General features: G+C 70.4%; 15 protein-coding genes. 13 read left to right on the top strand and 2 right to left on the bottom strand.

The window, feature by feature from the left end:
- The first annotated feature begins 159 nt into the window (after positions 1-159).
- From CP978_RS13490 to CP978_RS13455, 9 genes are all read left to right on the top strand, one after another.
- Positions 160-1053 carry an ABC transporter ATP-binding protein gene (locus CP978_RS13490; protein ID WP_043448536.1) on the top strand — a complete coding sequence of 298 codons (894 nt, stop codon included), beginning with the start codon at positions 160-162 and terminating at the stop codon, positions 1051-1053.
- Complete coding sequence (locus tag CP978_RS13485; protein WP_043440600.1) at positions 1050-1883, top strand: ABC transporter permease; 834 nt, start codon at positions 1050-1052, stop codon at positions 1881-1883. The genes CP978_RS13490 and CP978_RS13485 overlap by 4 nt, the downstream gene beginning before the upstream one ends.
- 138 nt (positions 1884-2021) lie before the next feature.
- Positions 2022-2339, top strand: a complete 318-nt coding sequence (gene clpS / locus CP978_RS13480) for an ATP-dependent Clp protease adapter ClpS (protein ID WP_043440597.1) — start codon at positions 2022-2024, stop codon at positions 2337-2339.
- Between the two features lie 12 nt (positions 2340-2351).
- Positions 2352-2957 (top strand): DUF2017 domain-containing protein, encoded by a 606-nt coding sequence (locus CP978_RS13475; RefSeq protein WP_043440594.1) that lies wholly within the window; start codon positions 2352-2354, stop codon positions 2955-2957.
- Positions 2958-4553: 1596 nt separating this feature from the next.
- Positions 4554-6005 (top strand): amino acid permease, encoded by a 1452-nt coding sequence (locus tag CP978_RS13470; RefSeq protein WP_043440592.1) that lies wholly within the window; start codon positions 4554-4556, stop codon positions 6003-6005.
- Positions 6006-6092: 87 nt separating this feature from the next.
- On the top strand, positions 6093-6515 hold the full coding sequence (locus CP978_RS13465; protein WP_043440590.1) for a M67 family metallopeptidase: 423 nt from the start codon (positions 6093-6095) through the stop codon (positions 6513-6515).
- A 79-nt stretch (positions 6516-6594) separates the two neighbouring features.
- Positions 6595-6690 carry a putative leader peptide gene (locus tag CP978_RS36220; RefSeq protein ID WP_311775015.1) on the top strand — a complete coding sequence of 32 codons (96 nt, stop codon included), beginning with the start codon at positions 6595-6597 and terminating at the stop codon, positions 6688-6690.
- Between the two features lie 147 nt (positions 6691-6837).
- Positions 6838-7179 carry a MoaD/ThiS family protein gene (locus tag CP978_RS13460; RefSeq protein ID WP_043440588.1) on the top strand — a complete coding sequence of 114 codons (342 nt, stop codon included), beginning with the start codon at positions 6838-6840 and terminating at the stop codon, positions 7177-7179.
- A gap of 6 nt (positions 7180-7185) precedes the next feature.
- Positions 7186-8136, top strand: coding sequence for a PLP-dependent cysteine synthase family protein (locus tag CP978_RS13455; protein WP_043440586.1), 951 nt, complete (start codon positions 7186-7188; stop codon positions 8134-8136).
- Between the two features lie 120 nt (positions 8137-8256).
- Here the strand turns inward: CP978_RS13455 and CP978_RS13450 are convergent, their stop codons facing one another.
- Positions 8257-8697, bottom strand: coding sequence for a type II toxin-antitoxin system PemK/MazF family toxin (locus CP978_RS13450; RefSeq protein WP_043440585.1), 441 nt, complete (start codon positions 8695-8697; stop codon positions 8257-8259).
- 246 nt (positions 8698-8943) lie between these two features.
- On the opposite strand from CP978_RS13450, the gene CP978_RS13445 reads away from it, so the two are divergent.
- Complete coding sequence (locus tag CP978_RS13445) at positions 8944-9696, top strand: MBL fold metallo-hydrolase (protein WP_043440583.1); 753 nt, start codon at positions 8944-8946, stop codon at positions 9694-9696.
- A gap of 109 nt (positions 9697-9805) precedes the next feature.
- Here the strand turns inward: CP978_RS13445 and CP978_RS13440 are convergent, their stop codons facing one another.
- A complete protein-coding gene (locus CP978_RS13440) occupies positions 9806-11059 on the bottom strand; it encodes a PTS transporter subunit EIIC (RefSeq protein WP_043440581.1) in 1254 nt (417 codons plus the stop codon).
- Positions 11060-11423: 364 nt separating this feature from the next.
- Here CP978_RS13440 and CP978_RS13435 point away from each other — a divergent pair, with 364 nt between their 5' ends.
- From CP978_RS13435 to CP978_RS13425, 3 genes are all read left to right on the top strand, one after another.
- Positions 11424-11657 carry a PTS sugar transporter subunit IIB gene (locus CP978_RS13435; RefSeq protein WP_043440579.1) on the top strand — a complete coding sequence of 78 codons (234 nt, stop codon included), beginning with the start codon at positions 11424-11426 and terminating at the stop codon, positions 11655-11657.
- Between the two features lie 155 nt (positions 11658-11812).
- Positions 11813-12544 carry a ribonuclease PH gene (gene rph / locus CP978_RS13430; RefSeq protein WP_043440575.1) on the top strand — a complete coding sequence of 244 codons (732 nt, stop codon included), beginning with the start codon at positions 11813-11815 and terminating at the stop codon, positions 12542-12544.
- A gap of 132 nt (positions 12545-12676) precedes the next feature.
- Positions 12677-13183 (top strand): hypothetical protein, encoded by a 507-nt coding sequence (locus CP978_RS13425; RefSeq protein ID WP_043440573.1) that lies wholly within the window; start codon positions 12677-12679, stop codon positions 13181-13183.
- The last annotated feature ends 61 nt before the right edge of the window (positions 13184-13244 follow it).

Here is a 13244-nt window from a genome sequence, read left to right as displayed (position 1 = left end):
CGTACCCTTCACGGCAAGGACCAGCCGGGGCGGCGTGGGCCCGCCGCCGACCGGCCGAGCGACGGCATCCAGGGGGAATCCGTGACCTTGCAGGAGACGACGCCGGAGGCCGGCCACGCCTCCGGGCCGAAGCCGGCGATCCATGTCCGCGGACTACGGATGCGCTACGGCACCCGCGATGTGCTGAACGGACTCGACCTGGAGGTCCGCAGGGGCGAGCTGTTCGCACTGCTTGGCCCCAACGGCGCGGGCAAGAGCACCACGATCGAGATCCTCGAGGGCTACCGCAGCCGCTCCGCCGGCGACGTCGAGGTGCTGGGCCAGGACCCCGCACACGAGGACACCGCCTGGCGCGCCCGCCTCGGCATCGTCCTCCAGGCCAACCGCGATCACGGCCGCTGGCGGGTCGGTGATCTGCTGGGCCACTTCGCCCGCTACTACGCGCACTCCTTCGAACCGTCCGAGCTGCTCGGCCTGGTCGGCCTCACGGGACAGTCCGCCCAGCAGGTGAGCACCCTCTCCGGCGGCCAGCGGCGACGCCTCGACGTCGCCCTGGGCATCGTGGGCCGCCCGGAACTGCTCTTCCTCGACGAACCGACCACCGGCTTCGACCCCGAGGCCCGCCGGGATTTCCACGACCTCATCCGCGGCCTGCGCGACAACCTCGGCACGACGATGCTGCTCACCACCCACGACATGACCGAGGCCCAGCAACTCGCCGACCGCATCGGCATCCTGCAGCACGGCCGCATCACCGCCTGCGGCACCCTCGCCGAACTCGCCGCTGTCGCAAGGGCCCGCTCCGAGGTCGCCTGGACGGACGCCCACGGCGTTCCGCAACGACGGCTCACCGCCGACCCGTCGGACGTCGTCTGGGAACTGCACCAGCAGCTCCAAGGGCCGATCCCCGACCTGGAGGTACGCCGTCCGACGCTGGAGGACACCTATCTGCGGATGGTCGCGGAGGGCGACGAGGACGCCGTAGGGACGACGAAGGAGGGCGGAGCCGAAGCGGAGACCGCCGCCCCGCGCCACGAGGAGGCAGCCGCGTGAACCCCTATCGACTCGGTCTGTCGCGCGGCGCCATCGAACTGCGCCAAATGCTGCGCAGCCGCAAGGACATCTACGCCTACCTGTCGACGCCGCTGCTGTTCCTCGCCGTCTCCTTCTGGCTGTCACGGGACGGCGACGACGCCATGAGGCAGCTGTCCCTGGCCGGCGGCATCGGCTCCACGATCTTCATGTCCGGCCTGTTGACCGTCCCCCAGTTCCTCTTCGGCGACCGTGAGGACGGCACGCTGCTGCGGCTGCGCGGCGTACCGGGCGCGATGACCGCCTATCTGACCGGCAAGGTCTTCTTCGTCCTCGTCAACATCGCGGTGTCCATCGCACTGTTGCTGCTGGGTGGGCGTGTGCTGCTCGGGGCCGCACTCCCGGACACCCCGCAGCGCTGGCTCACACTCGTCTGGGTGGTGGCCCTCGGCATCGTGGCCGTCGTGCCGGTCGGGGCGGCCGTCGGAGCCCTGCTGCCCGTCGCACGGGAGGCGCTGGGCCTCTACATGCTGCCGATGATGGGCCTGATGATCGCCTCCGGCACGTTCTCGCAGCTGCGCAATCTGCCGGAGTGGATGCAGAACCTGGCGTCCTTCTTCCCGCTGCGCTGGATCGCCCAGGGTGTCCGCTCCGCGCTGTTGCCCGACAGCGCCCGGGTCATGGAGGTCTCCGGCGCGTGGCAGCACGCCACGGTGGCGGGCGTGCTCGGGCTCTGGGCGATCGCCGGGCTCGTGCTGGCCCCGCGGCTGCTCCAGCGCATGGCCCGCCGGGAGTCGGGGAGCCGGCTCTCGGAGCGGGAGCAGCGGCGGATGGCGAAGACCGCGTACTGACGGCGGCGGAGGCGCGCCTGTCAACGGAACCGGGGTCCCGGCCGATGCTCCCGCGAGAGTGGGGCGTGGGCCTGGGCTCCGGTCTTTCGGCCTCCCCGGCGGTGCCGGTTTGTGCGAGCGGCCCGGTGTGGTGGCAGCATGGGCCGTGTGACGGCTCCCGCTCCCCTAGAGATCGAAAAGACCGAGTCGGCGGAGGAACACTTCGCCGTTCCCGAACCCGATGTCCCTTGGGTGACGATCGTCCACAACGACCCGGTCAACCTGATGAGCTACGTGACCTACGTATTTCAGACGTACTTCGGTTACCCCAAGGACAAGGCCACCAAGCTCATGCTCGACGTCCACCACAAGGGCCGGGCGGTCGTCTCCAGCGGTACCCGCGAGGAGATGGAACGCGACGTACAGGCCATGCACGGCTACGGTTTGTGGGCCACCCTCCAGCAGGACCGGAAGTAAACGATCTCCCTGATGTCAGGACACTTCGAATCACTCCCCGGCGGCGGTGCCGCCCTCGCTCTCGACGACGTCGAGATCTCCATCATCCGGTCGCTGGCCGTACAGCTGCTGGAACTCATCGGGCCGGGCCCCGCCGAGAACGGCTCCGAGGATCCGCTCGCGGAGCTCTTCGCCGAGGGCCCCAGCGAGCCGCCCTCCGACCCGGTGCTGCACCGGCTGTTCCCGGACGCCTACGGCGGCCCCGGCGGCGAGCCGGTCTCGCCCGACGAGGCCGAGGAGCAGCGCGCGTACTCCGCCGAGTTCCGCCGCTTCACCGAGAACGACCTGCGGGCGCGCAAGCGGGACAACGCCCTCGCCATGGTTCGCTCGCTGGACGCGGTGAGTTCGGAGGGCGAGGACGGCGGGGTCCTCAAGCTCTCGCCGCAGGAGTGCGAGCAGTGGCTGGGCGCCCTGAACGACCTGCGCCTGGCGATCGGCTCGCGGCTCGAGGTCGTCGAGGAGGAGGACACCGACCATCTCACCCGGCTGCCGGACGAGGATCCGCGTAAGCCGCTGATGATGGCCTATCTGTGGCTGGGCGCGCTCCAGGAGACCCTCATCGAGACCCTGATGCCCTGAACGGCCCTACCGCCCCGGGCCCCCGGCCGCCCGGGCCGACCCCTACCTGGCTCCGGCGTCAGGCGATCCGCGCGGGCGCCGACCAGCCTCCCCACCCGCGAGGAGACGCCGCCCCCGCCGCCCTTACCCGTCCCATCCCCGGGGGGCTGCGCCCCCAGACCCCCGCCGGGGGCTGCGCCCCCAGGCCCCTTCCGGGGGCTGCGCCCCCAGGCCCCTTCCGGGGGCTACGCCCCCAGACCCCCGCCGGGGGCTACGCCCCCGGGCCTTCACCGGTGGCTGCGCCCCCCGAATCCCGGCGGGGACTGTGTCCCACGTACCTCTCGGGGCGCCGCCCCTGCCGCCCTTGCTCGTCCCGTCCCTGGGGGCTACGCTCCCGAACCCCCATCGGGGGCTGAGCCCCCAGGACCCCTCACCGGGGGCTGCTCCCCCCGGAGCCCTGCGGGGAGCTACGCCCGCAGGGCTCCCGCGGGGACTGTGTCCCGTGCGCCCTTTGGGGTGCGGCCCCCGCCGCCCTTGTCCGCCCCGTCCCTGAGGCTGCGCCCCCGAACCCCCACTGGGTGCTGCGCCCCCGAACCCCCACTGGGTGCTGCGCCCCCGAACCCCCACTGGGTGCTGCGCCCCCGGGCCCTCACTGGTGGCTGCGCCCCGAATCCCGGCGGGGACTGTGTTCCGTGCGCTCTTCGGGATGCGGCCCTGCAGCCCTTGCTCGCCCTGCCCCTCGGGGGCTGTGCCCCCGAACCCGCACCGGGGAGTGCCCCGGGACCCCCCGGGGGGCGCCCCGGAACCTCGGGCGGGGGCTGTGTCCCCTGCGCCCCTCGGGGTGCCGCTCCCGCCGCCCTCGTCTGTCCCCTCCCCAGGGGCTGCGCCCCCCGCCCCCTCTGGGGGCTGAGCCCCCGAATCCCTGCGGGGGGGCTACGCCCTCAGGACCTCCGCGGGGGACTGCGCCCCCGAATCTCGGGCGGGGACTGTGTCCCGTGCACTTCTGGGGGTGCCCCCCGCGCCGCCTTTGCCCGCCCCCCCCGTCCCTGGGGGCACGCCCCCGAACCCCACCGGAAGGCTGAGACTCCCCGGGTCCCTCGGGTGCCACGCCCCAGCCCCCACCCGAGGCTGCACCCCCAGGATCCCCGCGGGGGCTGTGCCCCCTGTACGCCTCGGGATGCGGCCCCCGCCGCCCTTGTCCGACCCGCACCTGGGGGCCGCGCCCCCGAACCCGCACCCGGGGTCGCGCCCAAGGACCCCCCTCGGGGGCTGCGCCCCAGGCCCCCGGGGGCGTTCGAGGGGCCGGTGGGTGGTCGCTCAGAGGACGCTCAAATCCGGATAACGATCGCGTTACCGCAGCCGACGCGTATGCCTCCCCCGGAGTTCTTTGTTCGCTTCTCCCGGTGAGGTGCGTCACATGTCGCGAGGTCGATCGTCGGCGCGACCGTGATAGATCTTCACGACCGCCCGGCGGACGACATCCCTGTCCTGCCGGGTGCGCCACCGAGCCGTCAGACCGCCGGCCAGGCAAACGCTCCATAAACATCCGGGGGGGATCGGAACCCGATTCGAGGCCGTGGGACCGGCTCGGAACGGCGTGGAGAAAGGCGCAGCAACATGACCTCAGCGCAGGTCGGCAGGGAACACGACGGCATCGAGGCCGTGGGCGGCGACGCCCCCGAGGAGGGGTACGAGCGAGGGCTCGGCAGCCGTCAGGTCCAGATGATCGCGATCGGCGGCGCCATCGGCGTCGGCCTCTTCCTGGGTGCCGGGGCGAACATCGCCAAGGCCGGCCCCAGCCTGATCGTGATGTACGCCGTCGCGGGCGCGGTCATCTTCTTCATCATGCGGGCGCTCGGCGAGCTGCTCCTGTACCGCCCGGTGTCGGGCTCCTTCGCGGAGTACTCCCGCGAATTCCTCGGCCCGTTCTTCGGCTTCTTCACCGGCTGGACGTACTGGCTGATGTGGGTGGTGACCGGCATGGCCGAGCTGACGGCCGCCGCGATCTACGTCCACTACTGGTTCCCGGCCATCCCGCAGTGGGTGACGGCGCTGGTCTTCCTGGTGGTCCTGTTCGTGGCCAACCTGATCTCGGTGAAACTGTTCGGCGAGATCGAGTTCTGGTTCTCGATGGTCAAGGTCACCGCGCTCATCGGCATGATCGTGATCGGCCTCGGCGTGCTCACCTTCGGTTTCAGCGCCGCCGGCGACACCGCCGCCGTCTCCAACCTCTGGGAGTTCGACGGCTTCTTCCCGAACGGCATCGGCTCCTCCCTGATGACCCTGCAGGGCGTGATGTTCGCCTACCTCGCCGTCGAGCTGGTCGGTGTCACGGCCGGTGAGTCGGAGAACCCGGAGAAGACCCTGCCCAAGGCGATCAACACCCTGCCCTGGCGCATCGCGCTCTTCTACGTGGGTGCCCTCACCGTCATCCTCTGCGTGGTGAAGTGGACCGAGTTCGGCCCCGGAGTGAGCCCCTTCGTCCTGGCCTTCGCGAAGATCGGCATTCCGGCCGGCGCCGGCATCGTCAACTTCGTGGTGCTGACCGCGGCCCTGTCCTCCTGCAACTCGGGCATGTACTCCACCGGCCGTATGCTGCGCAATCTCGCGGACAACGGCGAGGCCCCGAACCGTTTCAGCCGGCTGTCGGCCACCAAGACCCCGGCCTTCGGCATCACCGTCTCGGTCGCCTTCATGGGCATCGGCGTCGTCCTCAACTATGTCGTCCCGGAGAAGGCCTTCGGCTATGTCACCTCGCTGGCCACCGCGGCCGGCATCTGGACCTGGCTGATGATCCTGGCCAGCCATGTCCGGTACCGCCACGGAGTGCGGGCCGGCCGGCTTCCCGTCTCCTCCTTCCCGGCCCCCGGCGGCGCGATCTTCAGCTGGGTCGCCATCGTGTTCCTGCTCGGCGTCACCGGTCTGATCGCCTCCGACTCCGAGTCCCGGATCTGTCTGTATGTGATGGCGGTCTGGGCGGCGGCCCTGGCCATCGGCTGGGCGGTGCTGAAGGCACGCAACCCGCAGGTCACCCGGCGCAGCGAGCCCGAGCTGGAGAACGTCGGCTGACCCCCCGGCCGCTCAGCATGTGGGCCGCCCCGTACCACTCCTCGGTACGGGGCGGCCCCGCGCCGTGCTCTGCCTATCCTGACCGGCATGCTGACCATCACACAGGACCTCTACGACCGGATCGTCGCCCATGCCCGCGAGGACCACCCCGACGAGGCATGCGGCGTGGTCGCCGGCCCGGTGGGCTCCGGCCGGCCCGAGCGCTTCATCCCGATGCTGAACGCGGCCCGCTCGCCCACGTTCTACGAGTTCGACTCCGGCGACCTGCTCAAGCTCTACCGCGAGATGGACGACCGCGACGAGGAGCCGGTGATCATCTACCACTCCCACACCGCGACCGAGGCCCACCCCTCCCGCACGGACATCACCTACGCCAACGAGCCCGGCGCCCACTACGTCCTGGTCTCTACCGCCGACACCGACGACGCCGGCCCCTTCCAGTTCCGTTCGTTCCGGATCGTGGCGGGAGAGGTGACGGAGGAGGAGGTCGCCGTGGTGGAGAGCTACTGATCCCGCCCCTCGGTCAGAATTCATCCGGCATTCGAGATCACACTCGGGGCACCGAGCAGGGAATCGATACGATGAGTCCATGGTTTCCCACGACGTGAGCAACAAGACGCCGGGCACGCTGCTCGTGGCGCGGCTGCACGTCGACCTGTGCAGGCTCAAGAGCGCCATCTGTTGACCCCCGCCGCCGTCCGGCCATGAGCCGATGGGGGCGCTCCCCGCTCGAAGCGACGTGAGCCGGGGGAGCGCCCCGCGCCCGCGTCCCACCACGTCTCGCGCCGTCGCGCGTCCACCGACCTGACTCTTCCGACAGGAGCCCTGAGCCATGGCCATCGAGGTCCGCATCCCCACCATCCTGCGCCAGTACACCGGCGGCCAGAAGGCCGTCGAGGGCACGGGGGAGACCCTCGCCGAACTGATCACCGACCTTGAGACCCGCCATGCGGGCATCCAGGACCGCATCGTGGACGGCGGCGAGCTGCGCCGCTTTGTGAACGTCTATCTCAACGACGAGGACGTCCGCTTCCTCGACGGCATCAGCACCAAGGTCGCCGACGGCGACAGCGTGACGATCCTCCCGGCCGTGGCCGGAGGCTCCGCCGCGGTGCGGCCGGTCCCGGCCGGGGCGACGGCCGGACAGCGGTCGGTCCCGGCCGACGGCCGCTGATCAGCGATGCGCTACGACTCCCCGCTGGCCGCGGTGGGCAACACCCCTCTGGTGTGCCTGCCGCGGCTGTCGCCGTCCCCCGAGGTCCGCATCTGGGCCAAGCTGGAGGACCGCAACCCGACCGGCTCGATCAAGGACCGCCCCGCGCTGCACATGATCGAGCAGGCGGAGAAGGACGGCCGGCTGACCCCCGGCTGCACCATTCTGGAACCCACCTCGGGCAACACCGGCATCTCGCTGGCCATGGCGGCCAAGCTCAAGGGCTACCGCATGGTGTGCGTGATGCCCGAGAACACCTCCCGGGAACGCCGGGACCTGCTGGGCATGTGGGGCGCCGAGATCATCCCCAGCCCGGCCGCGGGCGGCTCCAACACCGCGGTCCGGGTCGCCAAGGAACTGGCGGCCGAGCACCCAGACTGGGTGATGCTCTACCAGTACGGCAACCCGGACAACGCGGGCGCCCACTATGCGACGACCGGGCCCGAGATCCTGGCCGACCTGCCCTCCCTCACCCACTTCGTGGCCGGACTCGGCACCACCGGCACGCTGATGGGCGTGGGCCGCTATCTGCGCGAGCAGAAGCCGGAGGTGAAGATCGTCGCGGCGGAACCCCGCTACGACGACCTGGTCTACGGCCTCCGCAACCTCGACGAGGGCTTCGTGCCGGAGCTGTACGACGCCTCCGTCCTCACCACCCGCTTCTCGGTCGGCTCGGCGGACGCGGTGGCCCGCACCCGTGAACTCCTCCAGCAGGAGGGCATCTTCGCGGGCGTCTCCACCGGGGCGGCGCTGCATGCCGCCATCGGGGTCGGCAGGAAGGCGGTCACGGCAGGCGAGAGCGCCGACATCGTCTTCATCGTGGCCGACGGCGGCTGGAAGTACCTGTCCACCGGCGTCTACACGGCGGCCACCACGGAGGAAGCCGTCGAGGCGCTCCAGGGCCAGCTCTGGGCGTAGGCCGGCGGAAGCGCCCGGGCTGAGCCCACCCGTCATGGGAACACCGTTCGGCCCCCTCCCGGTGAGGGGGCCGACGCATGCCGCGGCCGACGCGTCGCCGCCTTGCCATGATCAGGCTCATCACCCCGCCAGATACCGCACCTGGTCCCACAGCACCGGGTCCACCACCCCCAGCCGCCGCCGGAAGTCCCACAGCGGCACATCCCGCAGTTCGTCCGTCTCCAGGAAACTGGGCCGCCCCTGGGCGTCGGCCACCGTGCCCGGCGGCAGCGGGATGACGCCCGCCCGCTCGTCGTGGTACCGGCTGGTGATCGTCGCGACCGTCGCACTGTCCCCGCGCACCGTCAGCACCAGACACGGCCCTTCCTTGCCGCCCGACCGGTCCTCGTACGGCACGCGCGCCCACCAGATCTCCGCGGGCCGCGGATGCAGCCGGGCACGCCCGGGCGGCCGCGTGGCGGCACGGCGACGGCGATGCCCCCGCCCCCAGCCGTCCACCAGGGCCGCGATCAGCGCGAGCAGCACCACCGCCGCCAGCGCCAGCCACCAGGAGGTGTCCATAGGATGACGGTACCGGCGCGTACGGCACGCCGCCCGCGCTTCACAACTCCTGTGCGCCCCATGGCGCTCCCCCCGCGCTCTCGGTCCAGCCGAACCGGTGACACCACGGGTGAGTTCCCCCACAACGGCCCCTGGCAGAGGAGCGACCCGACCTTTTGCGCCTTACGCTCGACGGACCGCACGACCCCCGTCACCGTTCCCGTACGTGCGTTCTGCACCTACTCGCCACGCGGAGGTTCCAGCTCTATGAAGCTCACCGTCGTCGGCTGCTCGGGGTCGTTTCCGTCCGCGGACTCGGCCTGTTCGAGCTACCTCGTCGAGGCCGACGGCTTCCGGCTGCTCCTCGACATGGGCAATGGGGCCCTGGGTGAGCTGCAGCGCCACTGCGGTCTCTACGACCTCGACGCGATCTTCCTCAGCCATCTGCACGCCGATCACTGCATCGACATGCTCGGGTATTTCGTCGCGCGCTACTACCGCCACGACGGCGGACGCGCGGCCCCGATCCCCGTGTACGGCCCGGAAGGCACCGAGCAGCGTCTGACCACCGCCTACGCCGACACTCCCTCGGCCTCGTCGATGAGCGAGGTCTTCGACTTCCACACGGTCAAGCCGGGCACCTTCGAGGTCGGCCCCCTCACCGTCCACACCGAACGGATGCGTCACCCGGTGGAGGCGTACGCCATCCGCATCGAGCACGGCGGCCGGTCGCTCACCTACTCCGGCGACACGGGCGTCTGCGAGACGCTGGACGAACTCGCCCGTGACACGGACCTGTTCCTGTGCGAGGCGGCGTTCACCCACGGCAAGGAGGACATCCCCGACCTCCACCTCAACGGCCGCCAGGCCGGCCAGTCGGCCGCCCGCGCCGGAGCCCGCCGCCTGATCCTGACCCATATCCCGCCGTGGACGGACCCCGAGGTCAACCTCGCCGACGCCCGCGCCGTCTACCCGGGCCCGGTGAGCCTGGCGACACCCCGGGCGACGTACGAGATCTAGCCCGTCGCGCCTACGGGAGCCGGCTCGGAACCGCCCCCCCGCATGCCGGAAGGCCCCGGAACCGCTGAGGTTCCGGGGCCTTCGCGTCGTCGCTCGGCGGAGTTCAGACCTACGCCTTGGTCGCTTCCTCGAGCTCCTCCTCGGGCTCCCGGCCCGGGGTGGTGAGGTTGAACTTGAGGATGGCGAAGCGGAAGACGAAGTAGTAGATCGCCGCGAACACCAGACCGATCGGAATGATCAGCCATGGCTTGGTGGCCAGGTTCCAGTTCAGGAGATAGTCGATCGCGCCTGCCGAGAAGGTGAAGCCGGCATGGACGCCGAGCGCCCAGGTGATCGCCATGGACAGGGCGGTGAGGACCGCGTGGATCGCGTACAGCACCGGCGCGATGAACATGAACGAGAACTCGATCGGCTCGGTCACACCGGTCACGAAGGAGGTCAGCGCGAGCGAGATCATGAGGCCCATCACGGCCTTGCGGCGCTCGGGACGGGCGGTGTGCGCGATGGCGAGCGCGGCGGCCGGCAGACCGAACATCATGATCGGGAAGAAGCCCGACATGAACTGTCCGGCGGTCGGGTCACCGGCGAAGAAGCGGTTCAGGTCGCCGTGCACCATGTCGCCCGCGGCGTTCTTGAAGTCGCCGATCTGGAACCAGGAGACCGCGTTCACGAACTGGTGCATGCCGACCGGGATCAGCGCGCGGTTGATCAGACCGAACAGACCCGCGCCGAGCGCGCCGAGGCCGGTGATCCACTTGCCGAGGTCGGAGATGCCGTTGCCGATCGGCTCCCAGACCAGGCCGAAGAACACACCTACGAGCGTGCCGACGAAGGCCATGATGATCGGGACGAGCCGGCGGCCGTTGAAGAAGCCGAGCCAGTCCACCAGCCTGGTGCGGTGGAACCTCTGCCAGAGCACCGCGGACAGCAGACCGAGGAGAATGCCGCCGAGGACACCCGGGTTGTTGTAGGTCGCCTCGACTATCTTGCCCTTTTCGATGTGCTGCTCGCTCAGCGGGAACGCCTTCAGCACATTGCTGTAGACGAGGAAGCCGACCAGGGCCGCGAGCGCGGTGGAGCCGTCCGACTTCTTGGCGAAGCCGATCGCGACACCGACACAGAACAGCAGCGGCAGGTTGTCGAACACCGCGCCGCCCGCCGTGGCGAAGACGGAGGCGACCTTGTGCCAGCCCAGTCCGTCGTCGCCGAACACATCGGGCTGTCCCAGTCGCAGCAGAATGCCCGCCGCCGGCAGCACGGCGATCGGGAGCTGAAGGCTGCGGCCGACCTTCTGCAGGCCCTGGAACAGACCTGATCCCCACTTCTTCGCGGGGGCCGCCGGGGTAGCGGTGGCGGTGCTCATAGTTCCTCCATGTGCCGGGGCTGCCGGGGACGGGAAGGGGGAAAAGGGTGGGCAGCACCCGCGTGGTCTACACCACTTACTGGTGTAGACCTGTTGTAGCACGGTGAAGACGGGATAAGGAACCCTCGATATCTGCGCCCAGGATGTACGGCAGCAATGCCACGATTGCGGCGAACTCCCGGAAACGATAACCGACCGGACGTATGGGGCAAGAGGGTGAATGACGTGATGAAGGCCACGTGGTCGTTCCGGGTTTGGTGACCGTTCCCCCGGTGGTGTAGACCAGTCGACGGATGGGCCGCTCGCGAAGGTGGGCCACCTGTGGGTTACTGCCACAAAGCCGTTCGGATCAGGGAGAAAAGACATGGCCAGCAAGGCTGAGAAGATCGTTGCCGGGCTCGGCGGCATCGACAACATCGATGAGATCGAGGGCTGCATCACCCGGCTGCGCACCGAGGTCCACGACGCCTCGCTGGTCGACGAGGCCGCCCTGAAGGCAGCGGGAGCCCATGGCGTCGTCAAGATGGGCACCGCCATCCAGGTCGTCATCGGCACGGACGCCGACCCGATCGCGGCGGAGATCGAAGACATGATGTGAGCCCGAGCGCTCATACCCACGCCTCAGGGGCCCCTCCCGACCGGGAGCGGCCCCTGACGCATGAGTGCTCCGGCTCTGTCCCTGATCGCTCTGTCCCTGATCAAGGTGCGAAGAAGGCCCCTGGCGCGTCCACGGATGCGGATAGGCTCGGGGCCATGTCTCGAATCGACGGCCGCACGCCCGACCAGCTCCGCCCCATCACCATCCAACGCGGCTGGAGCAAGCACGCCGAGGGCTCCGTCCTCGTTTCCTTCGGTGACACCAGGGTCCTCTGCACCGCCTCCGTCACCGAAGGTGTGCCACGGTGGCGCAAGGGCAGCGGAGAGGGCTGGGTCACCTCCGAGTACGCGATGCTGCCCCGCGCCACCAACACCCGCGGCGACCGCGAGTCGGTCAAGGGCAGGATCGGCGGTCGCACCCACGAGATCAGCCGGCTCATCGGCCGCTCCCTGCGCGCCGTCGTCGACTACAAGGCGCTCGGCGAGAACACCATCGTCCTCGACTGCGATGTGCTCCAGGCCGACGGAGGCACCCGTACCGCCGCCATCACCGGGGCCTATGTGGCACTCGCGGACGCGGTGGCCTGGGCGCAGGGCAAGAAGCTGGTGAAGGCCGGGCGCAAGCCGCTGACCGGCACGGTCGCCGCCGTCTCCGTGGGCATCGTGGACGGCGTACCGCTCCTGGACCTCTGCTACGAGGAGGACGTCCGGGCCGAGACCGACATGAACGTCGTCTGCACCGGCGACGGCCGCTTCGTCGAGGTCCAGGGCACGGCGGAGGCGGAGCCCTTCGACCGCAAGGAACTGAACGCCCTTCTCGATCTGGCGGTCGCGGGCTGCGACCAGCTCGCGGAGATCCAGCGCGCGGCGCTGGAGGCAACCGCGTAGCGCCGTCCGGCGTTCTCAGAGACAGCACAGCCGCATAGCTGACCAGGCGGGCGCCCGGGGAGACCCGTGCGCCCGCCCCGCAATACGCGTACCCAGGGGAGTGCGGCACCGTTCACGGGGAGGAAACCGTTCATGGCCGCGCGCCGTCGCCGATCCGCCGTCACCGCCGCGCTCGCCGCCGTCGCCGTGTTCGCCGCGGTGGGTGCGAGCGCGGGGTGCGGGGCCGCCGGCCGGGCGATCGACTGTGTGGGGACCGCCGATGCGATAGCGGACGGCGTCACCGACCTCCAGCAGACCGTCGAACGCACGGCGAACGAACCGGCACCGACCGCCACGCCCCCGGACCCCTCGGGGCCCTCGGACCCGTCGGGGTCCCCTGCCTCTCCTGCGCCCCCTGTGCCCTCGGAGCCCCCTGCTTCCCGTGACTCCCATGACACCCTCCACTCCCTCGATTCCCTCGAGGAGAAGCTCGAGGGCTTCGGCGGCGAGACGGACGACGTCAATGTCGGCAAGGCCGTCGACGCCCTGCGCGAGTCGGTCGGCGCGGTCCGGGAGGCCGTCGAGGGCGGGGAGAGCAGTCCCGACCTCGGCCCGGTGACCGACGCGGCGGGAGAGCTGACGAAGGCGTGCACGGCCTAGTAGGGCTTGGTCAGCTTCCTTCGTGGGTGGCGTGTCTGTTCGCGAGGGCCCGGCAGGTGGA

Source organism: Streptomyces nodosus (assembly GCF_008704995.1).
GTDB classification, from domain to species: Bacteria; Actinomycetota; Actinomycetes; order Streptomycetales; family Streptomycetaceae; genus Streptomyces; species Streptomyces nodosus.
Note: the sequence above shows the minus strand (reverse complement) of the source record. Positions and strands in the feature narration are given on the sequence as shown.